Below are 23,374 nucleotides of genomic sequence, written 5' to 3'. Positions count from 1 at the left end.
CCACCTGGAGGTAGCCGTGAACAGCTCCGACGGATGGGGAGACGACGTCTACCAGCCCGACGGATCCGAGGTCCAGGACGACGCCGGGCTGCTGGACGCCGAGGACACCCTGGAAACCGACGGCGTGAGCGACCCACTGGACCGCGGCTGGTCCCCTCCGGAGCGCCCCTGGGCGGTGGAACGCAACGACGTGACAGCAGCCGGGCGGCAGCGCGGCGAGACCCTGGCCGAACGGCTGGCGGACGAACTGCCCGATGTCGTGGCAGCCGACGGCGACGGCATCGGAGACTGCCCCGACTCGGACGGGGAACCCCTGGACAACGAAGTGGGCGCCGTCCGCTCCGGACGTCTGGTGGCCCCCGACGAAGGCGCGCACGAGGACGAGGAGAGCGGGCTCATCGCCACCGACGTGGGCATCGACGGCGCGGCGGCCTCGGCCGAGGAGGCCGCCATGCACATCGTCGACGAGGACGCCCTCTCCGGCTGACTCCGCCTGCGTCCCGCCCTGTCCGCGCCCCCGCTCCCCACGCAAGGAGTTCCGATGCAGCAGGACAAGCACCCCGACTACCACTCCGTGGTCTTCCGTGACCGCGCCGCCGGGTACGCCTTTCTGACGCGGTCCACCGCGGCCAGCGACCAGACGATCGAGTGGGACGACGGCCGGACGTACCCGGTCGTGGACGTGGAGATCTCCTCGGAAAGTCACCCCTTCCACACCGGCAAGGCCAGGACGGTGGACACCGAGGGGCGGGTCGCACGCTTCGAGAAGCGGTACGGCGGCGGGGACCGGAGCGAGGGACCGGGCGGGGGCGACGTGGCGTGATCCCACCTGGACGCGTACGCCCCCGAGGCCGGCGGAGGCAAGATCGGGCCGGCTGAGGAAGCGACGCCGCCTGGCCGCGGCACCACGTGAGCGGCCACCAGGAGTGCTTGGCCCGCCCACAGCAGCGTGCCGCCGGACGACGGCACTGCGCGAGGGGCCGCTCACGGCGCCCGGCCCGGGGAACGACGTGTCTGGTCGACCGATGGCGCCCGCCCCGCCGGCGCTGCCCCTCAGATGACGTTGAGCGCCGCGGCGCAGCCCACCCCGCCCAGGAGCATGAACGCGGGCATCAGCACCTTCAGCTCCACCCAGCTGCCCGCCCTGAACCGCAACACCTTCGGCGGCCCGATGGGATACCACCGCTTGCGGCCGATCGGGATCGGCCACAGGATCGGGCATCCCGACACCGTCAGCGCGTCCCCGATGTCGTGCACCAGCGCGCCGAGGACGATCGGCAGTCCGAGCCACAGATACTCCTGGCCCGGTGCCGAGAACAACCAGTCCGAGCCGTTCCCCGGCTTGTCCAGCACTCCCGCGACGATCCACGCGCTCGTCGCGGCCAGCAGCCAGACCAGGACGTCGGCACTGGAGCCACGGGTGGCCCGCCACAGCAGCCCCTCGATGGCGAGCACCATGTGCACGAACAGGAGGGCGAGAACAGCCCAGCGCCCTCCCGTGATCGCGGCGACCGATGCGCCGGCGCCGATCATCACCGCCCACAGCCAGGTATGCGTCAGGGTGCGGTGTCCTCCCGAGCGGCGCGGGTCGCCGGGCTTCTTCGTCCCCTTGTAGACGGCATACGAGAGCTTGTCGACGATCTCGCACAGGCCCCTCGAGATGGGACCGAAGGCCCGCGAGATGGTGGCCGCCTTGTGGTCCAGATCCGGAGCGAGCGCGGCGCCCGCGCAGATCAGCGCGCCGGTCAGGAGGACCGGCCAGGGCATCGTGTGACCGGAGGCGGCCGCCGCCGCTCCGACGCCCAGCCAGGCCGCAGCCCCGGACAGTGAGTGTGCTGGTCCCATCATGGCCGTGCCCCGCCCCATTCCGCTTGTACTGACAGCCAGTTGCCCCAGTGCGCTGACGCCCTGTCGGCGCCACAGCGTAGCGTTCGTGATCTTCGGCCCCGCATCCGATTCCCTCATCGGGTGGGATCACAGGCAAGATGGGGTCGTGACCCTTATCGATCAGCTGCCGCCGACCGCAGATCCCGACGCCCTCTACGAAGCCTTCGAGTCGTGGGCCGTGGAACGCGGTCTGACGCTCTACCCCCACCAGGAGGAAGCGCTGATCGAGGTGGTCTCGGGTGCGAACGTGATCGTGTCGACCCCCACCGGATCCGGCAAGAGCATGATCGCCGCGGGGGCGCACTTCGCGGCGCTCGCCCGCGACGAGGTCACCTTCTACACGGCGCCGATCAAAGCGCTCGTCTCGGAGAAGTTCTTCGAGCTGTGCAAGATGTTCGGCACCGAGAACGTCGGCATGCTGACCGGCGACGCGTCCGTGAACGCCGACGCCCCGATCATCTGCTGCACGGCCGAGGTGCTGGCGTCGATCGCGCTGCGCGACGGCAAGCGTGCCGATGTCGGCCAGGTCGTGATGGACGAGTTCCACTTCTACGCCGAGGCCGACCGCGGCTGGGCCTGGCAGATCCCGATCCTCGAACTGCCGCAGGCACAGTTCATCCTCATGTCGGCGACACTCGGCGACGTCTCGATGTTCGAGCAGGACCTGACCCGGCGGACCGGTCGCCCGACCTCGGTGGTCCGCTCGGCGACCCGTCCCGTCCCTCTCTCCTACGAGTACAAGCTGACGCCGCTGACGGAGACGCTCACCGAGCTCCTCGAGACGAAGCAGGCGCCCGTCTACATCGTGCACTTCACCCAGGCCCAGGCCGTGGAGCGCGCGCAGGCGCTGATGAGCATCAACATGTGCACGCGTGAGGAGAAGGACCAGATCGCCGCGCTGATCGGCAACTTCCGCTTCACCACCAAGTTCGGCCGCAATCTCTCCCGTTACGTACGCCACGGCATCGGTGTGCACCACGCCGGCATGCTGCCCAAGTACCGCCGGCTGGTGGAGAAGCTGGCGCAGGCCGGTCTCCTCAAGGTCATCTGCGGTACGGACACTCTCGGCGTCGGCGTCAACGTGCCCATCCGCACCGTACTGTTCACGGCTCTGGCGAAGTACGACGGCAACCGGGTGCGGACGCTGCGCGCGCGGGAGTTCCACCAGATCGCGGGACGGGCCGGCCGGGCGGGATTCGACACGGCGGGCTTCGTCGTGGCACAGGCTCCCGAACACGTCGTGGAGAACGAGAAGGCTCTCGCCAAGGCGGGCGACGATCCGAAGAAGCGTCGCAAGGTGGTGCGGAAGAAGGCACCCGAAGGCTTCGTCGGCTGGACGGACGGCACGTTCGAGAAGCTGATCACGTCCGATCCGGAGCCGCTGGCCTCGCGCTTCCGGGTCACGCACACGATGCTGCTGTCCGTGATCGCGCGGCCCGGCAACGCCTTCGCCGCGATGCGTCATCTGCTGGAGGACAACCACGAGCCGCGCAAGCAGCAACTGCGGCACATCAGGCGGGCGATCGCCATCTACCGCTCGCTCCTCGACGGCGGAGTCGTGGAGAAGCTCGACGTGCCGGACGCCGAAGGCCGCATCGTGCGCCTCACCGTCGACCTGCAGCAGGACTTCGCTCTCAACCAGCCGCTGTCGACCTTCGCCCTCGCCTCGTTCGAGCTCCTCGACCCCGAATCCCCCTCCTACGCCCTGGACATGGTGTCCGTCGTGGAATCCACGCTGGACGACCCGCGGCAGATCCTCGCCGCCCAGCAGAACAAGGCCCGCGGCGAGGCCGTGGGGGCGATGAAGGCGGACGGCGTCGAGTACGAGGAGCGCATGGAGCGGCTCCAGGACGTGTCGTACCCGAAGCCGCTGGAAGAGCTGCTCTCCCACGCGTACAACACCTACCGCAAGAGCCATCCTTGGGTGGGCGACCATCCGCTGTCCCCGAAGTCCGTCATCCGCGACATGTACGAACGGGCCATGTCCTTCACGGAGTTCGTGTCCCACTACGAGCTCGCCCGCACCGAGGGCATCGTGCTCCGCTACCTGGCCAGCGCCTACAAGGCCCTTGACCACACCGTCCCGGACGACCTGAAGTCCGAGGACCTGGAGGACCTGATCGCCTGGCTCGGCGAGATGGTCCGCCAGGTCGACTCGAGCCTCCTCGACGAGTGGGAACAGCTCGCCAACCCGGAGGTGATGACCGCCGAGGAGGCCCAGGAGAGGGCCGACCAGGTCAAGCCGGTCACGGCCAACGCGCGCGCCTTCCGCGTCCTCGTCCGCAACGCCATGTTCCGGCGCGTCGAACTCGCCGCCCTCGACCACGTCGGGGAACTGGGCGGGTTGGACTCCGAGTCCGGCTGGGACGCCGACGCCTGGGGCGAGGCGATGGACAAGTACTGGGACGAGTACGACGACCTCGGCACCGGCCCGGACGCACGCGGCCCCAAGCTCCTGCTGATCGAGGAGGAGCCGCAGCACGGTCTGTGGCGGGTCCGGCAGACTTTCGCCGACCCGAACGGCGACCATGACTGGGGCATCAGCGCGGAGATCGACCTCACGGCTTCCGACGCCGAAGGACGTGCCGTCGTCAAGGTCACCGCCGTCGGGCAGTTGTGAGCACAGGAGAACGCGACACATGACGAACCCAGCGGAACGACTCGTCGATCTGCTCGACCTGGAGCAGATCGAGGTCAACATCTTCCGTGGCCGCAGTCCGCAGGAATCCCTGCAGCGGGTCTTCGGCGGACAGGTGGCGGGCCAGGCCCTCGTCGCCGCCGGCCGTACCACGGACGGAGAGCGGCCCGTGCATTCGCTGCACGCGTACTTCCTGCGCCCGGGCCGGCCGGGCGTACCCATCGTGTACCAGGTCGAGCGGGTACGTGACGGGCGGTCGTTCACCACGCGCCGCGTGACCGCCGTGCAGCAGGGCCGCACGATCTTCAATCTGACCGCCTCCTTTCACAAGCCTGAGGAAGGGAGCTTCGAACACCAGCTGCCGCCGGCCCGTGAGGTCCCCGATCCCGAGTCGCTCCCGACCGTCACTCAGGAGATCAAGGAGCATCTGGGGGTGCTCCCCGAGACGCTGGAGCGCATGGCCCGGCGCCAGCCCTTCGACATCCGCTACGCGGACCGGCTGCGATGGACCCCCGAGGAGATCGAGCACGCCGAGCCGCGCAGCGCCGTCTGGATGCGCGCTGTCGGCCCTCTGGGCGACGACCCGCTGGTCCACACGTGCGCGCTCACCTACGCGAGCGACATGACCCTCCTGGACGCCGTCCGCATCCCGGTCGAACCTCTCTGGGGCCAGCGCGGTTTCGACATGGCGTCCCTCGACCACGCGATGTGGTTCCACCGGCCGTTCCGCGCCGACGAGTGGTTCCTCTACGACCAGGAATCTCCGATCGCGACGGGCGGCCGAGGTCTGGCCCGGGGCCGCATCTACGACGTGGAGGGGCGACTGCTCGTGTCCGTCGTCCAGGAGGGGCTGTTCCGCAAGCTCGAGCGCTGAGGGTCAGGGGTTTCTGCGTCGCAGCCAGCTCAGGAGGCCCTTGGGGCGCTCCGGTTCGTCGATCGTGTGACGTACCTCGGCCGGTCGTCGCGGTTCGCCCGGTCGCCGCACGTGGACCGGCCGCCGCAACTCGGCAGGCCGCTGTACTCCGACCGGCGGCCACGGCTCGCGAGCCCGCCGCAGCTCGACGGGCCGGCGGTGACCGGCGGACTGCCGGTGCTCCCTGGGTGACGGCTGCCGGTGGTGTGCCAGGTCCGCAGTGCCGGGGATCGTCGTCGGTCGCGGTGCGGGGCGGTGGTCGCGTGCCTCTTCCAGCCCGTTCGCCAAGTCGGCCCGGAGCCAGCTGATCTCGTCCGGATCCGCCGCCGTCATGATCCGGGCGACGATGCGCGCGGCAGGCGAATCGGGCATGCCGTGAGTGCCCTGATCAGGCCGGTACCGCTCCAGGTGGGCGCGCTCGTAGGGGTCGGTGACGATCTCGGCGACCTGGGCGGGGTCGAGGAGCGACGCCACGGCCGCGGCACGTGCCCAGGGATTCTCAGTCTGTCGGAGGAGAGAGCCGAGGTGTCGCCCACGCCAGTTCCGGGCCCGCAGATCCAGGCCGGCGCCCAGCTGGTCCCGCAGCCCCTCGGGCGTACGGCCTTTCAGCAGCGGCGCGTTCTCCGCTTTCTCGGCGAACTCCCGCAGCTCCTCGGCCAGATACAGCCACACCACGGCCCGGTAGCGGTTCAAATAGAACGTGACGGGAACGACGAGGCCCAGGCGGGCGAAGCGTGTGAACCGGGCGGTCGTCACCTCCATGAGGGCCGCGCCCTGCGAGGTGCCGACCGCTTTGACGCGTTCCCGCAGGGTTTCCGGGAAGCCGTCCTCGGAGCGAACCCTGTCGATCTCCATGCGGGTGACGCGACGGCCTCCGCCGCCTTCGTCAGGGACTGTTCGGATGCGCCCGAGTCGCACGGCAAGGTCGAACTCGCCCCGCTTGAGCTCCAGTTCTCGCGCGGCGCGGCTCTGCGCGAGTGTCTGTCGCACCGCCGGGGCGGCGGCTGTGACGGTGGTGACGGTGGACGCGCTGCTCGCGTCCACGGGTCCGGTCGCGCCGGACGTGAGGGACTGCGTGATGGTGTTGCCGGACATGGTGGTTCTCCCCCGTGCAGTGTGTGCACTTGCGTGCGCTTGCTTCGAGAAAAACCGTAGCCGGTTCGCCACGCCTCGCGTCGAGCCTGTGGATAACCTCGCTCGCGCAGGCGTCTGCGCAGGTCAGATGTCCACGGAGGGCGAGCGCTCCGGTTGCCGGGCATCGACGCGGAGGTGCTCGCCTACGCGATTGACGAGCAGCGTCATCTCGTACGCGACCTGGCCGATGTCGGCCTCCGCCGCACTGAGTACGCACAGACAACTGCCGGTGCCCGCCGCGGTGACGAAGAGCACCGCGTCGTCGAACTCGATCATCGTCTGGCGGACGCGGCCCGCGCCGAAGTGCCGGCCGGAGCCTTTGGCCAGGCTGTGCAGGCCCGACGAGACGGCGGCGAGATGTTCGGCGTCCTCTCGCCTCAGACCCGTACTCGCCCCGGTCACCAGCCCGTCGTTGGACAGGACCAGTGCATGGCGTATGTGCTCGACCCGCTGGGTCAGGTCGTCGAGCAGCCAGTCGAGTCCCTGGTTCTCCGCCATGATCCGTCTCCCCGTGGAGTGTGACTCCCCCTGGCCGGAGGATCCGATCAACCAGACTTCCCCACCACCGCCGTCCGGGCAAGGAGGATAGGGGCATGGCACACAAGATGACCGATGAGGAATGGCGGGCGTTCGTCTCGCACGGAACCCGCACTGGCAAGTTGTCGACCGTCCGGGCCGACGGACGCCCGCACGTGGCGCCGATCTGGTTCGTGCTCGACGGGGACGACCTGGTCTTCAACACGGGGAAGAACACCGTCAAGGGGCGGAATCTGGTGCGGGACGGCAGGGTCGCCCTGTGTGTGGACGACGACCGGCCTCCGTACGCGTACGTCGTCCTGCAAGGGCGGGCGCATGTCTCGGAGGACCTCGACGACGTGAGGTTGTGGGCGGGACGGATCGGCGGCCGGTACATGGGTGAGGAGCGCGCAGAGGAGTTCGCCGCCCGCAACGGCGTGCCCGGCGAGCTCCTCGTGCGCGTGACCATCGAGAAGGTTCTCGCGGAGGCAAGCGTCTCCGACTGAACGGTCGCGCTCACAGGGCTGGATGCCCCTGCCGGCCGAGAGTCCTGCGTCGGCCGGCCCCGGGGGCCGACGCGAGCGAGTCGGTGTGAGGGGGCCGGTGCCTGACGTCGACGGGCTCGCCTTCTCCCGTCAGCCGACCGAGTCGAGCAGCCGGGCGGTGTGCATCCGCCCGGCGTACTCGACCAGACGGATCAGCACCTCCTTGCCCGAGTCACGATCGCGGGCGTCGCACAGCACCACGGGAGTCCCCCGGTCGAGGTCGAGGGCACGTGACACGTCGTCGGCTCCGTACGCGCGCGCCCCCGTGAAGCAGTTGACGGCCACCACGAAGGGGATGTGCCGGTGCTCGAAGTAGTCCACGGCGGGGAAACAGTCCTCGAGTCGCCGCGTGTCCGCGAGGACCACGGCGCCGAGGGCTCCTTGCGAGAGTTCGTCCCACAGGAACCAGAACCTGTCCTGGCCCGGCGTGCCGAACAGGTACAGCGACAGGCCGGACCTGATGGTGATGCGTCCGAAGTCCATGGCCACGGTCGTCGTGACCTTCTGGTCGACGCCGTCGGTGTCGTCCACCGACTGGCCCGCCTCGCTCAGCAGTTCCTCGGTGCGCAGCGGCCTGATCTCACTGACCGCGCCCACCAGGGTGGTCTTGCCGACGCCGAAGCCGCCGGCGACGAGGATCTTCAACGCCAGGGCGGCCGACTCACCGCTCGTGGCGTCGGAGTGTTCGGAGACCATCGATCACTTCTCTCGGGAGTGCCGGTATCGGCCGACGTCAGTACAGGTGTGCGGAGGCCGCGCCATGACAATGGCGCCTCCGCTTCGAAGAACGGGACCGTGCGTCGGCCGCCGTGACCGACTCGCGCCCGTTCGGCGCGGATGTGCCGGCACTAGGTCGTACGGAACGATTCGCCGACAGTGGTGATTCATCATCTACAGGGCCCTCAGTCCGTCGATGACCTCGCGCAGGATGCGCTCGTCGGGCAGTTGTGCGGGCGGCACCGGGCGGCTGACCGTCACGCAGCCCAGTTCGAGCAGATCGCCGAGGAGCACACGCACCACGCCCACGGGCAGGTCGGTGCCCGCGCCCAGCTCGGCGACCGACTGGGTCTCGGTCCGGCAGAGCTCGACGAGGGCCCGGTGCTCGGGGCCGAGCGCCATGTCGTCGCCGACCTCGGGCGCCCCGGCGTCGAGAGTGACGAGAGCGATCAGGTCGAAGCGCACCCCGGTGGGCCCCGGCCTGGTGCGTCCGCCCGTCATCGCGTACGGGCGGACGAGCGGCCCGGCCTCGTTGTCGTACCACTGGCTGCCCGGCTGCTCAGGAGCGGCTGTCCGGTCCTCGGTCATGTGCGCCGCCTCCTCCCTCACCCGGCCGCGGGCGGATGAGCGGCGCGCGGGGCCGAGTAGAGGTGCTCTCCCACCCGTTTGACCAGGCGGGCCATCTCGTAGGCGATCAGGCCGATGTCGGCCGTCACGGTGCTCAGGACGGCGAGGCAGGAGCCGTCGCCCGCGGCCGCCACGAACAGGAAGCCGTCGTCCATCTCCACCATGGTCTGGCGTACGCCGCCGGCGCCGAAATGGCGGCCGGCACCCTTGGCGAGACTGTGGAAGCCGGAGGCGACCGCGGCGAGATGTTCCGCGTCCTCGCGCCTGAGATCGCTGGAGGCGCCCACTGCGAGCCCGTCGTTGGAGAGCACGACGGCATGCCTCACCTCGGCGACGCGTGTTACCAGGTCGTCCAGCAACCAGTCGAGTTCGCCGGACCGCGCTGCGGTCCCCGTGCCCGGATCCTGGATCATGCGGGGTCTCCTTCGCTGCTGTCGCTGCCCGCCGCGGGGTCGGGGGTGGCGCGGGCGCCGGGCGTGGGGCCGCTGCCGCGGGCCCACCCTGCGCTGTACGCCGCCATCCGGTCCCGTACCGCTTCGGGGGTGCGCTCGGTGTCGTCCCGGTGACGTGCCGAGTCCGGGGGTTCTTCGGCGCGTTCCTCGCGCAGCTGCGGAGCGAGGCTGGCCTGGCGTACGCGCCGCGGAAGCTGGTCGGACGGCTCGGCGTCGTCGGAGGGGCGGTGCAGGCGCAGGGTGGTGACTCCGGGCGGAGGGCCGTCGTGCGAGCCGTCATGTGATCCGGACGCCGAGGCTTCCGCCACGGCGGCCATGGGTGCGACGAGTGCGGGCCGCTCCATGTGGGCCTCCACGGAGTCGTGCCGGGGCGCGGGGCCGGGCACGCGCGCGTACTCGCGTTCCGCAGGTCGTTCCGCAGGTCGTTCGGCAGATCGTCCCGCCTGCGCTGAGCGCGCTGCGGAGCGTTCCTCGGCGCCCGTGTGCAGCAGGGCCGTCGGGAGGAGGACCACTGCGGTGGTGCCTCCGTAGGGCGAGGGCCGCAGGTGGACCTTGATTCCGTGGCGGGCGGCGAGCCTGCTCACCACGAAGAGGCCGAGTCGGTCGCTGTCGAACAGGTCGAGCGCCTCGGACTGTTCGATGCGGTGGTTGGCCTCGGCGAGGGTCTCCTTGCCCATGCCCAGGCCCCGGTCCTCGACCTCCACGGCGTATCCGTTGCCGACCGGCTCGCCGGTGACCCGCACCCTGGTGTGGGGCGGGGAGAACTGGGCGGCGTTCTCGACGATCTCGGCCAGGAGATGCGTGAGGTCGGCGACCGCCGCTCCGACGACCGAGGTCTCCGGGAGTTGTCGTACCTCCACCCGCGCGTAGTCCTCGACCTCGGAGACGGCGGCGCGCACCACGTTCGTCAAGGAGACCGGCATGCGCCAGGCCCGGCCGGGCGCGGCTCCCGAGAGGATGATCAGGCTTTCCGCGTGGCGCCTCATCCGCGTCGTGAGGTGATCGAGCCGGAAGAGGTCGCTCAACTCGTTCGGGTCGTCGGAGCGGCGCTCCATGCTGTCCAGCAGGGTCAGCTGACGGTGGACCAGGACCTGGCTGCGGCGGGCGAGGTTGACGAAGACGCCGGAGATGCCGCTGGCGAGCTCCGCGCGTTCCACTGCTGCCCGCAGGGCGGCACGGTGCACGATGGTCAGGGCTTCCGCGACCTGTCCCGCCTCGTCCTCGGCGGGTGGCCCCGGCGGGGCTTCGGCGCGGACGTCGATCTCCTGTCCGGCCCGCAGTCTCCGCATGGCGTGCGGAAGTTTGCGCCGGGCGATCTCCAGGGCGCTGTTGCGCAGGGTCACCAGTTCGATGACGAGGCCACGTCCGATGCGTACGGAGATGACCAGGGACGCGGCCACGGCGGCGAGTCCCATGAGGACCGCGACACCCGCCGGTGAGAGCAGGCCGCGCCGGATGGGGTCGGCCCGGTCCGCGACACCGTGGCCGGCGTCCGCCTCGATGGTCCGCATGTCGTCCTGCACGCGCGCGTGGGCGCTGTTCCAGGCCTCACCGGGCGCGGACCGCAGGGCCCTGACGCCGGGCGGGGTGGCGAGCACCTTGTCCTCCATCGCGGTCATGCCGGTGTAGGCGCTCCCCTTCACCAGGTCCTGCCAGGCGGCTCGTTCCGGTCCGCGGAGATCGGCGGCAGCGGAGTCGGTGAGCAGCCTGCGGGTGTCGACGGCGCCGGTGAACATCCGCAGGCGTTGTCCGTCGAGGGTCCCTGCGAGCCGGGCGCCGGCGAGTACCGCCTCCTCCTGTGCCAGGGCCTCACCCGCGCGGGAGAACTCGAGCAGTACGCGCGCGTCGGAACCGATTTCCGCGTCCTGGATTCCGGTGAGCGCTCCGCCCACACCGAAGGCCGTCGTGATGTTCCCCGTGTACCGCTCGTACGTCTCGGCCCAACCCGTCCTGCGGTCGAGTACGGAGGCCCGCAGGGAGCGCAGCTGCTCGGTCCCGGTGACGAAGTTTTCGAGGCGCCCCGCCACTCCGGCGGGCAGTTCCTCGCTGTCCGCCACGGTGTTGTCGTCTCCGAGCCGGAGCTTCGCCACGGCCCGGTCGGTGCGTGCGGCCAGCTTCTTGAGATCGCTCTCGTGGTCCGCCGCGGGGCGCGTGGCGTAGCGGACGGCCGCTGTGCGTTCGTCCTGGAGCGCGGTGACGGCCGCGGCCACCGGGCCACGCACCTGGGAGTCCACGCGCTGCAACTGCCGCAGTCGTGAGACGTCCTGCGCGGTGGTGACCGTGGCGTACGCCCAGAGCGCGAGCAAGGAGACGACGGGAACCATGAGCAGGCAGACGATCTTGGCCCGCACGGTGCGGGGGCGCAGGCTCCAGTTTCCCGCACGCGTGGGCGGGGCGCCGGGCTCCGTGTCGGTGAATTCCTCGGGGCCGAATTCTTCGTCGGCCGGCGGCCCGGCGTGCGCGCGACGGCCCCGTACCGGGGTCGACGGATGCTGCGAGCCGTCTGTCGGGGTCCTTCGGGGTGTACGCATGGCCTCCTCGCTCGGAGTGGTTCGGGGACTCATCGGCCGGGTGGCCGGTTCGGCCCACCGCTAGCGGGTGGCGCTCTCGACAGGCTGTTGCGCCGAGGCGGAGGCCTCGCGCTCCCCCGCTGTCGGGGAGAGCGCGACGAACGCCGACGTCAGGAAGAGATAGGACCCGAGGCCGACGGCGAGGGGGAAGATGAACTGCATCGCCGTGGCCCCGGGCAGGACCTCCCCGGAAGGGTCGACGTGGACGCCGACCGCGATCATCCCGGTGTAGTGCATGCTGCTCACCGCTCCGCCCATGACGAGCGAGGCGACGGCGACCGCGACCGGTGACCTGATGTTGAGAGCGGCCCACAGTGCCGCGGTCGCCGCGACCACGGCGATCACGACGGAGACTGCGACGAGCACAGGGTCGTAGGTCACGCCGCCGTGCAGGCGCAGCGCGGCCATGCCCAGGTAGTGCATGCTCGCCACGCCCAGTCCGGTGGTCAGCCCGCCGAGGACGAGTGCGCGGCCGCGGTCGCGGCCGTAGCCGACGGCGAAGACGCCCGCGCCGACGACGACCATGGCGACGAGCAGGCTGAGCATGGTCAGTGGCACGTTGTAGCGGATGTCGGTGCCGCTGACGCCGAAGCCGAGCATCGCCACGAAGTGCATGGTCCAGATGCCCGTGCCGATCGCGGAGGCGGCGGTGAGAAGCCAGTTGCGGCGCGATCGGCCCGAGGCGCCGAGGGCGCGGACCGTGCAGCGCAGCCCGAGGGCGGCGCCTATGCAGGCCATGACGTACGACAGTACGGGGGTCAGCCACCCGAAGGTGGCGTGGTCCAGGTGTCCCATGGCTCCGGGACGCTAGACCCGTCCAGGGCGTACGTAGGGGGCGCGTTTCGAAAGCTGTTGGAATATGACGTAGAGGTGTGGTGGAACGATCGCGTCACGCTCGAACGTGTGCACCGCCTCATGTTTCGCGTCGGCGTTCGATCATGTCGCTCGCTGTGCGATGCGGGATCATGCGGTGCATGAGCGACGACCACACGCATGTCCAGGAGTTCTTCTCGGTCCGCGCGGCCTGCTGGGACGACAGGTTCCCCGACGACGGTCCGGTGTACGCGGCGGCCGTCGCCGAGCTGGGGCTGCGGGAGGGCGACCGCGTGCTCGACGCGGGCTGCGGCACGGGACGGGCCCTGCCGCCCCTCAGAGACGCCGTGGGACCGTCCGGAGTGGTCCTGGGCGCGGACCTGACGCCGGCCATGCTGGAGGCCGCGGCGGGGGCGGGGCGCGACCGGGCCGGGCAGTTGCTCGTCGCCGACGTGGCCCGGTTGCCGCTGCGCACGGCATCCCTCCATGCCGTCTTCGCGGCCGGGCTCATCGCGCATCTCCCGGATCCGGCCGAGAACCTGCGGGAATTGGCACGGGTCGTACGGCCCGGAGGGATCCTGGCGCTCTTCCACCCGATCGGCCGGGCGGCTCTCGCGGCGCGCCAGGGACGCCAGATCACTGCGGAAGATCTGCGCGCGGAGGCCAGTCTCGGCCCGCTGTTGTCCGCTTCCGGTTGGCGCATGACGTCGTACGCGGACGAGGACGCCCGGTTCCTCGCACTGGCCGTGCGCCGGCTCTGAGAATGTCAGTCCGGCCTTCCCCGAAACCTGCGCGGAGTGTGCGTCCGGGTCGCACATGAGGAGGTGCCCGGCGCCGGGGGCGATCACCTCGGCGGCCACCCCGCGCCCCGGCACTTTCCAGGTTCTCCCTGCCGGAGAGTTCACCGCTCGGAGCGCCTCGGAGCGCCTTGCAGACAGCCACAGCTGATCGCCAGGCCCGCTCGACGAGGGCGTTCGGCGGCCCTTCACGGCACCGCCCTCTTCTGGTGCAGAGGCTTCAACTCTACGTTGAATGGCAACAGATGGGCGATGACCGATGAATCTGCACACGGGGGAAGGCGGCCCGAATGTCCGGCACGTTGGCCAGACTCTGGAAGTTCTTCGCACGCCCGCGACCGGCCGAATCGCGGCCCCCGGGCCCACCGGCGACGCGCCCCTCCGAGAAGCGGACGCACAATCTGTTCGAAGCCGCGGCGGCTTACGTGTCGGCGTGCGCCGAGGACGACCAGGACGGGATGGACGAGGCGGCGACCTGGGTGTCGCCGGAGGCGCTGTCGTTCGGGGTGAACGAGCTGGCGTGCCGGGCCGTCATCGCGCTGGCGCGGGAGCGCGACGAGTCGCCCACCGCGGTGGCCCGGACGCTGCTGGGCCTGCCGGTCGCCTGACCGGGACACGGCACGGATCGCACCGGATGGCGGGCCCGAGGCAGGGCAGAAGGGGAACCTGCACGGCTGCAGGTGGTCGTTTCGCCCCCGTACAGGACGATCGACGCAGCTCGGTACGTGTTCCGGACCCGTGACAACGGCCGCGGGCGCGCATTAGGGTGCGCCGACGGATGTAGCGATGGGGAGGCTGGGATGGCCGGGACGGACGATGAGGCCGTCGCCGCCGGGGACGACGACGCACTGTATGTGCTGACGGCGGTGCTCCTGACGCCGGCGAAGTTCCCCAGCGTGCTGGGTGACGACTACCCGGAGGCGTGTGCGGCACTCGGCCTCGCGCCCCTCGCAGACGGGTACGGCCTGGTGCTGGGCCAGGACGGGGACGGGTCACGGTGGACCGTCGTGATCGACGACGTCTCACTGGTGGCTGTCGCCATCGCCTCCTGGGACTGCGGCATGGAGTACGACCTGTCGCCGGACGATCGCACGATGGTGGCGGCGCTGCCCGGGTGGCCGCTCGCCGTCGCGGTTGCGGCGCCCGATGTGCCCGCCCCGCACGATCCGGCGCCCGAGATCGCCGGGCAGGCGCCGCTGAGGCCGCCGGACACGTCCGTCTGGGGCGCCGCGCAACGGCGCCTCGGCGCGGACGAGATCGCCCTCCAGTGGGCCGCCTGGCGCGAGCAGATCGACGAATCGGAATTCGCCGATTCGTCGACCGCGCCGACCGCGCCGACCGCGCCGACCGCCGGCAACGACGAGTCCGCACCGGGTGGCGAAGACGGAGGCAGCGAGCGGGAGCCGCTCAGCGGCGTCCAACGCGTTCTTGCCGAAGCGCGCTCGTATGTGGACGCGCCGCCTCCCCTCGGCCGGGTCCGCTCGTCCTTCGCTCCGGGAGACGCGCGGACGCTCCGGGCCGACGGGCCGGGCTGGTCGCTGGTGGCACGGACCGACGACATCGCCTTCGTGCTGCTCGACGAGAAGCCCGGAGAGATCCTTCCGGTGGGCCGTGGCCCCGAGCTGCCCGGGCTGCTGGAGGCTCTGGACAAGATCGCCGTACGCCCGAACTGAGCCCGCCAGGACGACCACCGGGCGACAGCGTCTGGAGGGAAAACCCCGGGAAGTCGACGCAAGGCATGGACGACAGCGTCTCGGGACGCCATGGCGGCCGATCATGCCGTGCTACCGGGCGGCGTTCGACGCGCTCGCCGGGTGGGTGGAGCGCGGCACGCAGCCGCTCGCGAACCGGGCCATCGGCAGGTCCGCGAGCGGCGACGTGGTCAACTCCTGCGCTCTGGAGGGGAACCGACTCGGTCAGGGGTTTCTCAGCGACCGAGCTTCTTGCGGTTCACGCGGCGCAGCCTGCGCCGCTGTGAAGGGTCGAGTGTCAGGTACGCCGCCGCGGGAACTCCCAGGACGATCAGCAGGGCGGCCCACCAGGGCAGCCAGATGAGCAGGATGATGCCGGCCGCGACACCTCCTGCGGCGATCTTCGCGTTCTTCGACATGTGCGTAGCCTCCTTAGCGGCCACTGCCGCTCTCTGTCCTGAGAACGGATCCGTGCTCCCGGCGGTTCCGGCCCGCGACCCTGATACGACCCTGAGGTGCGCCCCCTACTCGCCCCTGAGGGGCTCTCCGACCTCGTGCATGTGCCGGAGGGCCTGACGGTAGGAGTCCACGAGCGTTGTCTCCGCATAGGGGATACCCAACTCGCGGCAGTGTGCGCGCACCAGGGGCTGGGCGAGTTTCAGATGGGGGCGGGGCATGCTCGGGAACAGGTGATGCTCGATCTGGTGGTTGAGACCGCCGAGGAACCAGTCGGTCAGGATCCCTCCGCGGACGTTGCGCGAGGTGAGCACCTGGCGACGGCCCCCCCCATCCCTCTCCATCGGGATCGGGCATCTCCATGCCCTTGTGGTTCGGTGCGAAGACCAGTCCCAGGTGCAGCCCGAAGAACGCATGGTGGAGCGCGGCGAAGGCGAGCGCCGTCCCCAGGGGCATGGAGCTCAGCAGCAGAGTCGCGTACGCGGCGAGGTGCGCGATCATCAGACGGGGCTCCACCATCCGTAGCTCATGCCCAACAGCAGATTCGCGTGCAAGAGGCCGATCACGCGGCCGGTCGGCCGGCTTCCGGTGATCTGGGCGTGCCCCGCGTCGTGGCCTATGAACGCGGTGCGGGCGCACAGCACGGCGAGTACCGGCGCCAGGAGCAGCACCCACCAGGAGGGGCCGACCAGGGCGACGCCCGTGACGACGCCGCCCAGGGCCAGCGCGTTGACGGCAATGGTGAACGCGTACCAGCCTTGCCGACGGTCCAGGAGTCCCGGTCCTTGACCGTGCGCAGGAGGGGTGTGAACTCGCTAGCGGCACTCCTGGGAGGGTGCTCCGCGACGGCGACGGCGACGGCGCTTTCGGACATGGCTGGACTCCGGTTTCTGAGGGAACGGGCCGAGAGAGAACGGGCTGACCTGTAGAAACGAACGGAGCAGTGCCCGTGAGCAGCCATGACGCCACCACCCGGGCGCGAGCGGGGGAACACCTGCATCGAGGGGTGGGCCTGAATCCACCTTTCAGTACAGAGTGACCGACATCACGGTCAGCACATTTGGCGCTTTTCCGGGAGCGCTGTACCCTCGGCGATTCTGACCCCCGGTAGTCAAATTTGAGGAACACAGTCATCGCTGTGCAGAGGATTCCTGCCCCCACCCCCTCCGAGATCTCCGAACTCGCCCGCTGCCGAGCCGTATTCGTCCCCTCCGACCCGGCCCGGACAGGCTGCGTCGCTTTCTGGCAGCCCGACGGCGAAGAGCCCCCGGCGGTCGGCTCGGGTTCTGTCGAGGAACTGTCGGTCGTCCTTCCCGCCACGAGCGGTGTCGAGCTGGTGAGCGTGCGGGCCGTCCTCCTGCCGATCCGGACGGCACTCCCGGTCCTCACGCGCGCGCGTGCCGCATCGGGAACCCACGGCACGACCGCCTTCTGGGGTGCCGCGGCCGTGCTGGCGCTCCAACTCGCCGCGCGCGGGCTCCTGTTGCCCGGCCTGAGCGCCGGCGACCACGACGCGTGGCGCACCGGCCCCTTGGGCGCGCAGGACCTGGAGCGGATCCGTGAGCTGGCCGCCGCGATGCCTCCGCACGCCCACGCGGTGCCCCTCAACGAGACCGAGCCACTGCGGCTGCCCGAGCCCGAGCGGCTGCTGCGCGCCTTCCTCGACGCGGTCGCCGACACCCTGCCCCGCTCCCCCGCCGCGGCGCTCGCCGCGGGCGGCCCGGCCTTCGCCGCACCGGAACCGCAGCACGTGCCCGAGCACCGTGCGTGGGCCGCCGATGTCGCGGCCGGGCACGACGCGGGCGTACGGATCTCGCTGCGCGTCGAGGTGCCGGGTCTCGCGTCGGCCGTGTCCGACGAGACCCGCCTGCCGTTCCGAGCGGTGCTGCAACTGCACAGCGTCAGCGACCCCGCCCTGCTGGCGGACGCGGCCGAGGTGTGGGGTGGTTCGAGCACGGCGTTCGGCCCGCGCGCGCGGATGGACGCCCTGCTCGCGTTGCGTCGTGCCGCTCGGGCCTGGTCCCCGCTGACTCCCCTGCTGTCGGCGACCGTGCCCGACGCGGTCGAACTCGCCGACGAGGAAGTCACCGAACTCCTGGGCGAGGGGGCACGAGCACTCGCGGCCGCCGGTGTGGAGGTGCACTGGCCCAGGGAACTGGCACACAAGCTGACGGCCCGCGCGGTCATCGGACCGCCGGACGACGAGCGGAGTGCGAGCGCGACGGCTTCGGACACGCCCTCCTTCCTTTCGGCCGACGCCCTGCTGTCCTTCAGCTGGTGGTTCGCGCTGGGCGACCAGCAACTGACGCGCCAGGAGATCGACCAGCTCGCCGAGGCCAACCGGCCCATGGTCAGGCTGCGCGACCAGTGGGTGCTGGTCGATCCGCAGGAGGTGCGCCGTGCCCGCGCCCAGCAGGACCACAAGCTGACACCCGTCGACGCGCTGAGCGCCGTTCTCACGGGCTCGACGGAGGTCGACGGCCGCAGGGTCGACGTGCGGCCCACGGGCTGGCTGGCGACACTGCGGGACCATCTGTCGGCCCCGGAGGACCAGGAGCCGGTCGGGCAGCCGCCCGCGCTGGCCGCGACCCTGCGCGACTACCAGCTCCGCGGGCTCAACTGGCTGGCCCGTATGACGTCCCTGGGTCTGGGCGGCTGTCTCGCGGACGACATGGGTCTGGGCAAGACGATCACGCTCATCGCACTGCACCTGCACCGGCAGACCGACGAGTCCGCCGCGGGCCCCACACTCGTCGTCTGTCCGACGTCCCTCATGGGCAACTGGCAGCGCGAGATCGAGAGGTTCGCTCCCGGTACTCCTGTGCGCCGCTTCCACGGCTCGCGACGGAGCCTGGAAGGGCTCGCCGCCGGCGAGTTCGTCCTCACGACCTACGGCACCATGCGGCTCGACACGGCACGGCTGGCGGACACACCGTGGGGCATGGTCGTGGCCGACGAGGCACAGCACGTGAAGAACCCGTACTCGGACACGGCCCGGCAGCTGCGGACCATCAACGCACGCGCGCGCGTGGCGCTCACCGGAACTCCGGTGGAGAACAACCTCTCCGAACTGTGGGCGATCCTCGACTGGACGACACCGGGCCTGCTGGGCCGGCTCGGGACGTTCCGCAACCAGTACGCGAAGGCTGTCGAGGGCGGGCAGGACCCGGGGGCGGCGGACCGACTCGCCCGGCTCGTGCGGCCGTTCCTCCTGCGCCGCCGCAAATCCGACCCCGGCATCGCACCGGAGCTGCCGCCGAAGACCGAGACCGACCGCGCCGTGTCCCTCTCCAAGGAGCAGGCGGGCCTGTACGAGGCCGTGGTCCGCGAGACCCTCGCGGAGATCTCCGGCGCCGACAGCATGGCGCGGCGCGGACTCATCGTGAAGCTCCTCACCGGGCTCAAGCAGATCTGCAACCACCCGGCGCAGTACCTCAAGGAGGAGCGGCCGAAGATCGCCGGGCGCTCCGGAAAGCTGGAGCTGCTGGACGAGCTGCTCGACACCATCCTGTCCGAAGGGGCGTGCGTTCTGGTCTTCACGCAGTACGTGCGGATGGCGCGCCTGATCGAACGCCATCTGAGCGCGCGCGGTGTGCACTCTCAGTTCCTGCACGGGGGTACGCCGGTGCCCGAGCGCGAGGCCATGGTGGAGCGCTTCCAGAACGGAGAAGTGCCCGTCTTCCTGCTGTCGTTGAAGGCCGCGGGCACGGGCCTGAACCTCACGCGGGCCGAGCACGTCGTGCACTACGACCGCTGGTGGAACCCCGCCGTCGAGGCCCAGGCCACCGACCGCGCGTACCGCATCGGCCAGACCCGGCCGGTCCAGGTGCACCGGCTGATCACCGAGGGGACGATCGAGGACCGCATCGCGGACATGCTGCTGCGCAAACGGGAGTTGGCGGACTCGGTCCTCGGATCCGGGGAGTCGGCCCTCACCGAACTGTCCGACGCCCAACTGGCCGACCTGGTGGAACTGCGAGGAGGCGCCCGATGAGCGAGCCTTACGAGAACACTCAGGAGCGTACGTTCGCCGCCCTGCCGCCCGCGCACGGCCGGGGCTTCGCGCAGACCTGGTGGGGGCAGGCCTGGCTCAGGGCACTGGAGGACGCCGCGCTGGACTCGGCGCAGCTGAAGGCGGGCCGTCGGCTCGCGCGGGCGGGCGCCGTGGGCGCCGTGTCGGTCCGCCCGGGGCGCGTCACCGCGGTGATCCAGGACCGCGACCGCACCGCGCGCCGCGCGGACGTCCTGCTGCAGGAACTCTCGCAGGAGCAGTGGGACCGGTTCCTGGACATGGCAGCCGAGCGGGCGGGGCACATCGCGGCACTGCTCGACCGTGAGATGCCGCCGCACCTGGTCGAGGACGCCGCGACCGCCGGTGTCGAACTCCTGCCGGGCCTCGGCGACCTGGAGGCGGAGTGCGACTGCGGCGCGTGGGACCACTGCGGTCACACCGCGGCCCTGTGCTACCAGGTGGCGCGGTTGCTGGACCAGGATCCGTTCGTGCTGCTCCTCCTGCGTGGCCGCGGCGAGCGCGAGCTCCTCGACGCCTTGCAGACCCGCAGCGTTCCTCGGTCGGCGACCCCCGCGGTGCGGCAGGAGACGCACGAGGGCGTGGACGCCGTGGAGGCCTACGCGGCGGGAGAAATCCTGCCGCCGCTGCCGGGGGAACCCGCCGTGCCCCCGGAGCCGGGTCTGCCGCCCTCGCTGGACACGGAGACCGCTCCGGCGCCCGGCGTCGATCCGGCCGCGCTCGGCTTCCTGGCGGCGCAGGCCGCCCGTGAGGCGCACCGGCTGCTCGCCGATGCGCTCGGGGCGGGCCACGGGCAGCGTGCGGTGGAGGCCGAGCCGACGCCCGCGCAGGATGCCGTGCGGCTGGCCTCGGGCGCACCCGAGGCACCGGTGGCCGCCCGGCTCGCGGAGGGATCGGGGCGTGACCGCGAAGGCCTGGCGCTGGCCGTCCGGGCCTGGGAGTACGGCGGTGCGCCCGCACTCGACGTACTCGAGGAAGACCTGCCCGCGGAGGCGGAAACACTCGCACGCGCGCGTGCCGCTCTGGAGTCGGCCTGGGAGGACGACGAGCGGCCCGCCCTGCGCCCGGCCCGCGGCCGCTGGACCGTGGTCGGAGGACGGGCACAGCTGCGGCTGGGGCAGGACGGCCGCTGGTGGCCGTACCGCAAGGAGCGGGGCCGGTGGGCTCCCGTCGGCCCCGCCTCCCAGGACCCGGCGACAGCGCTGGCCCTGGCCGAGGGGCGGGAGTGACACCGGCCCGCCGGGCACGCGGGGCGGCGCCCGTGCCCGGCGGGCGTTCGACGCGCGGCGTTCACCATTGTCGTACTCCGTTGCGTGCAGGAACGGAATCGGTGGCGGCGACGGAGGAGCGGTTCACTTCAGTGGTTTGGTGAGCTTGCGGTCGCCCTCGCCGGAGTCCGCCGCCAGGCTGCAGGCGACCTTGTCGATGCCGACCTCGAATCCTGTGGGATCGGGGTACTGGACCAGGGTGCCGCGCACGGTGTCGGCGGGCTGCTCGGCCGCCTTGGTGTCCAAGGGTTTCCGGCAGAGGTCCGACGCCGCCTTCTTGAGGGCGGCATCGGTCGTGTACGCGCCTTCCAGCTCGGCCACCTTCACCACCTCGGCGTCGTGTTCCTCTCCGCACCGACGCTTCATCGCCTGGCCGGGCCGGGTGTCGTCGATGTCGAAACAGTCACCGGTTCGCAGCATGTAGTACGGCACTTCGTCGCCGGCCAGGGACGGTAGGAGCGACTCCAGGCCACTGGGCAGGTCGGACGGCACTCCCGTGGGCAGGGAGGGCGAGGAGGGCAGTTCGGTCGGCAACTGCGACGGAATGCTCAGTGAGGGTGACGGCGACCGCCCCGTGGTGGAACTGCTCTCCGAGGGCTGCTTCTTGTCCGAAGAGCCGTCACCACCCGTGGCCGCCAGCACGACCGCGGAGGCGGCGCCGACCGCCACGACCACGGTCAGCAGGAGCAGGAGCATCCTGCGGCGCCGCCCCGAGCCGCCCGGTGATCCGGGTGGCGGGGGCGGTGGCGGTGGCGGTGGCGGCTGCCATCCTCCCCCGCCGTGCCCGGGTGGACCGACCGCAGGTGGAGGGCCGTAGCCCTCGGGCAGCGGTCCGAAGCCTTCCGGCGGAGGACCGTACCCACCCCCGCCGTAGGGCGGTGTGTTGTCCGGCGGCCGAGGAGGCTGGGGCGGTAAGGGCGGCGTGGCCATACCGTCCAGAGTCGCCTCGAACCGGTCACGAAGCGACCCCTGCGCGGAACTTGCTGCGGACTCATGGCGTGGACCGCATGGTTCCGGAAGCTGCCGCGCAAGGGTTGCTCCCCGCCCTCGCGCCGAGTCAGCCGCGGGCACCCAGCAGGTGGTCCATGGCCAGCTGGTCGAGATACTCGAACGCCATCCCGCGCGCGGCGGCCGCCTCGGCGTCGAAGTCCTCGAAGGCCGCACGGTCCGCCAGCAGCGCCTGGAGACCGTCGGAGGCGGTCGGCTGCGCCAGTTCGTCCAGACGCGAAGCGCGCAGCGCCTCCTGGACCTCCGGGTCGCCGCGGAAGGCCGCGGCCCGCTCGCGCAGGATCAGGTAGTTGCGCATGCAGCCCGCGGCCGAGGCCCACACACCGTCGTAGTCCTCGGTCCGCGGCGGCTTGAAGTCGAAGTGCTTGGGGCCCGCGTAACCGGCCGACTCCAGGAGGTCGACCAGCCAGAAGGCCGAGCGCAGGTCGCCCGCTCCGAAGCGCAGGTCCTGGTCGTACTTGATGCCGGACTGGCCGTTGAGGTCGATGTGGAAGAGCTTCCCCGCCCACAGGGCCTGGGCGATGCCGTGCGGGAAGTTCAGCCCGGCCATCTGCTCGTGGCCCACCTCGGGGTTGACCCCGTACAGCTCCGGCCGCTCCAGGCGCTCGATGAAGGCCAGCGCGTGACCGACCGTCGGCAGGAGGATGTCGCCGCGCGGCTCGTTCGGCTTCGGCTCGATCGCGAAGCGCAGGTCGTAGCCCTGGGACGTCACGTACTCGCCGAGGAGGTCGAAGGCCTCCTTCATACGGTCGAGTGCGACCCGTACGTCCTTCGCGGCGCCGGACTCGGCGCCCTCACGTCCGCCCCACGCGACGTAGACCTCCGCGCCCAGTTCCACCGCAAGATCGATGTTGCGGATCGTCTTGCGCAGGGCGTAGCGACGTACGTCCCGGTCGTTGGCGGTGAAGGCGCCGTCCTTGAAGACGGGGTGTGTGAAGAGGTTGGTGGTGGCCATCGGCACGGTCATGCCGGTCGTGTCGAGTGCCTGCCGGAAACGCTTGATGTGGGACTCGCGCTCGGTGTCCGAGGCCCCGAAGGGAATCAGGTCGTCGTCGTGGAAGGTCACTCCGTAGGCGCCGAGTTCCGACAGGCGCTGCACGGACTCGACCGGGTCCAGGGCGGCCCGGGTGGCGTCGCCGAACGGGTCCCTTCCCTGCCAGCCGACGGTCCACAGGCCGAAGGTGAACCTGTCCTCGGGGGTGGGCTGGTAGTTCATGCCGCGGCTCCTCAGCTTGCTCCGACTATTTCGTCATGGCACTTAACAAATTAGTATGCGGAGGCATCTCTGGGAAGGGACAAGATGTCCCCGCAC

Annotated in this window: 21 protein-coding genes and 1 pseudogene; 10 read left to right on the top strand and 12 right to left on the bottom strand. The window is 70.9% G+C overall.

Annotation, left to right across the window (positions count from 1 at the left end; genetic code table 11):
- Window positions 1–16: 16 nt before the first annotated feature.
- Window positions 17–487, top strand: a complete 471-nt coding sequence (locus O1Q96_RS16935; RefSeq protein WP_269248967.1) for a DUF5709 domain-containing protein — start codon at window positions 17–19, stop codon at window positions 485–487.
- 54 nt (window positions 488–541) lie between these two features.
- Complete coding sequence (locus tag O1Q96_RS16930; protein ID WP_269248966.1) at window positions 542–823, top strand: type B 50S ribosomal protein L31; 282 nt, start codon at window positions 542–544, stop codon at window positions 821–823.
- A gap of 230 nt (window positions 824–1,053) precedes the next feature.
- Here O1Q96_RS16930 and O1Q96_RS16925 read toward each other — a convergent pair whose 3' ends face one another.
- Window positions 1,054–1,848, bottom strand: coding sequence for a metal-dependent hydrolase (locus O1Q96_RS16925; protein ID WP_269248965.1), 795 nt, complete (start codon window positions 1,846–1,848; stop codon window positions 1,054–1,056).
- Between the two features lie 145 nt (window positions 1,849–1,993).
- Between O1Q96_RS16925 and O1Q96_RS16920 the strand changes: the two genes are divergently transcribed.
- On the top strand, window positions 1,994–4,507 hold the full coding sequence (locus O1Q96_RS16920) for a DEAD/DEAH box helicase (protein ID WP_269248964.1): 2,514 nt from the start codon (window positions 1,994–1,996) through the stop codon (window positions 4,505–4,507).
- A 19-nt stretch (window positions 4,508–4,526) separates the two neighbouring features.
- The gene (locus tag O1Q96_RS16915) at window positions 4,527–5,399 is read left to right on the top strand and encodes an acyl-CoA thioesterase (RefSeq protein ID WP_269248963.1); all 873 of its coding nucleotides are present in this window, start codon (window positions 4,527–4,529) and stop codon (window positions 5,397–5,399) included.
- Window positions 5,400–5,402: 3 nt separating this feature from the next.
- Here the strand turns inward: O1Q96_RS16915 and O1Q96_RS16910 are convergent, their stop codons facing one another.
- Window positions 5,403–6,533 carry a DUF6397 family protein gene (locus O1Q96_RS16910; RefSeq protein ID WP_269248962.1) on the bottom strand — a complete coding sequence of 377 codons (1,131 nt, stop codon included), beginning with the start codon at window positions 6,531–6,533 and terminating at the stop codon, window positions 5,403–5,405.
- 123 nt (window positions 6,534–6,656) lie between these two features.
- A complete protein-coding gene (locus O1Q96_RS16905; protein WP_269248961.1) occupies window positions 6,657–7,070 on the bottom strand; it encodes a roadblock/LC7 domain-containing protein in 414 nt (137 codons plus the stop codon).
- Between the two features lie 95 nt (window positions 7,071–7,165).
- On the opposite strand from O1Q96_RS16905, the gene O1Q96_RS16900 reads away from it, so the two are divergent.
- The gene (locus O1Q96_RS16900; RefSeq protein ID WP_269248960.1) at window positions 7,166–7,594 is read left to right on the top strand and encodes a PPOX class F420-dependent oxidoreductase; all 429 of its coding nucleotides are present in this window, start codon (window positions 7,166–7,168) and stop codon (window positions 7,592–7,594) included.
- Window positions 7,595–7,723: 129 nt separating this feature from the next.
- Here the strand turns inward: O1Q96_RS16900 and O1Q96_RS16895 are convergent, their stop codons facing one another.
- The 5 genes from O1Q96_RS16895 to O1Q96_RS16875 form a co-directional block, all read right to left on the bottom strand.
- Window positions 7,724–8,329 carry a GTP-binding protein gene (locus tag O1Q96_RS16895; protein ID WP_269248959.1) on the bottom strand — a complete coding sequence of 202 codons (606 nt, stop codon included), beginning with the start codon at window positions 8,327–8,329 and terminating at the stop codon, window positions 7,724–7,726.
- Window positions 8,330–8,524: 195 nt separating this feature from the next.
- Window positions 8,525–8,938, bottom strand: a complete 414-nt coding sequence (locus O1Q96_RS16890) for a DUF742 domain-containing protein (protein ID WP_269248958.1) — start codon at window positions 8,936–8,938, stop codon at window positions 8,525–8,527.
- Between the two features lie 17 nt (window positions 8,939–8,955).
- Window positions 8,956–9,390, bottom strand: coding sequence for a roadblock/LC7 domain-containing protein (locus O1Q96_RS16885; RefSeq protein ID WP_269248957.1), 435 nt, complete (start codon window positions 9,388–9,390; stop codon window positions 8,956–8,958).
- Entirely contained in the window at window positions 9,387–11,960 is a 2,574-nt protein-coding gene (locus tag O1Q96_RS16880; RefSeq protein ID WP_269248956.1) for a nitrate- and nitrite sensing domain-containing protein, read from the bottom strand. Before O1Q96_RS16880 ends, O1Q96_RS16885 begins: the two co-directional genes overlap by 4 nt.
- A gap of 60 nt (window positions 11,961–12,020) precedes the next feature.
- Window positions 12,021–12,794 carry an MHYT domain-containing protein gene (locus tag O1Q96_RS16875; protein ID WP_269248955.1) on the bottom strand — a complete coding sequence of 258 codons (774 nt, stop codon included), beginning with the start codon at window positions 12,792–12,794 and terminating at the stop codon, window positions 12,021–12,023.
- Window positions 12,795–12,973: 179 nt separating this feature from the next.
- Here O1Q96_RS16875 and O1Q96_RS16870 point away from each other — a divergent pair, with 179 nt between their 5' ends.
- The 3 genes from O1Q96_RS16870 to O1Q96_RS16860 all read left to right on the top strand — a co-directional run bounded on the left by O1Q96_RS16870 (window position 12,974) and on the right by O1Q96_RS16860 (window position 15,282).
- Window positions 12,974–13,573 carry a class I SAM-dependent methyltransferase gene (locus O1Q96_RS16870; RefSeq protein WP_269248954.1) on the top strand — a complete coding sequence of 200 codons (600 nt, stop codon included), beginning with the start codon at window positions 12,974–12,976 and terminating at the stop codon, window positions 13,571–13,573.
- Window positions 13,574–13,899: 326 nt separating this feature from the next.
- Window positions 13,900–14,217: a hypothetical protein gene (locus tag O1Q96_RS16865; protein ID WP_269248953.1), complete on the top strand. Its 318-nt coding sequence runs from the start codon at window positions 13,900–13,902 to the stop codon at window positions 14,215–14,217.
- A 192-nt stretch (window positions 14,218–14,409) separates the two neighbouring features.
- Window positions 14,410–15,282 (top strand): hypothetical protein, encoded by an 873-nt coding sequence (locus O1Q96_RS16860; protein ID WP_269248952.1) that lies wholly within the window; start codon window positions 14,410–14,412, stop codon window positions 15,280–15,282.
- A gap of 254 nt (window positions 15,283–15,536) precedes the next feature.
- Here O1Q96_RS16860 and O1Q96_RS16855 read toward each other — a convergent pair whose 3' ends face one another.
- Together O1Q96_RS16855 and O1Q96_RS16850 are read right to left on the bottom strand one after the other, a co-directional pair.
- Entirely contained in the window at window positions 15,537–15,719 is a 183-nt protein-coding gene (locus O1Q96_RS16855) for a hypothetical protein (protein ID WP_269248951.1), read from the bottom strand.
- 105 nt (window positions 15,720–15,824) lie between these two features.
- Window positions 15,825–16,630: pseudogene (locus O1Q96_RS16850) on the bottom strand (acyl-CoA desaturase).
- Between the two features lie 264 nt (window positions 16,631–16,894).
- Between O1Q96_RS16850 and O1Q96_RS16845 the strand changes: the two are divergent.
- Together O1Q96_RS16845 and O1Q96_RS16840 are read left to right on the top strand one after the other, a co-directional pair.
- On the top strand, window positions 16,895–19,750 hold the full coding sequence (locus O1Q96_RS16845; protein WP_269248950.1) for a DEAD/DEAH box helicase: 2,856 nt from the start codon (window positions 16,895–16,897) through the stop codon (window positions 19,748–19,750).
- The gene (locus tag O1Q96_RS16840) at window positions 19,747–21,015 is read left to right on the top strand and encodes an SWF or SNF family helicase (RefSeq protein WP_269248949.1); all 1,269 of its coding nucleotides are present in this window, start codon (window positions 19,747–19,749) and stop codon (window positions 21,013–21,015) included. Before O1Q96_RS16845 ends, O1Q96_RS16840 begins: the two co-directional genes overlap by 4 nt.
- Before the next feature lie 123 nt (window positions 21,016–21,138).
- Here the strand turns inward: O1Q96_RS16840 and O1Q96_RS16835 are convergent, their stop codons facing one another.
- Both O1Q96_RS16835 and xylA read right to left on the bottom strand, forming a co-directional pair.
- Complete coding sequence (locus O1Q96_RS16835; protein WP_269248948.1) at window positions 21,139–21,750, bottom strand: hypothetical protein; 612 nt, start codon at window positions 21,748–21,750, stop codon at window positions 21,139–21,141.
- Window positions 21,751–22,111: 361 nt separating this feature from the next.
- A complete protein-coding gene (gene xylA, locus O1Q96_RS16830; RefSeq protein WP_269248947.1) occupies window positions 22,112–23,278 on the bottom strand; it encodes a xylose isomerase in 1,167 nt (388 codons plus the stop codon).
- Window positions 23,279–23,374: the final 96 nt, after the last annotated feature.

Origin of the sequence: Streptomyces aurantiacus (assembly GCF_027107535.1) — a bacterium.
Taxonomy (GTDB): Bacteria; Actinomycetota; Actinomycetes; order Streptomycetales; family Streptomycetaceae; genus Streptomyces.
This window is presented reverse-complemented; position numbering and strand designations above follow the sequence as displayed.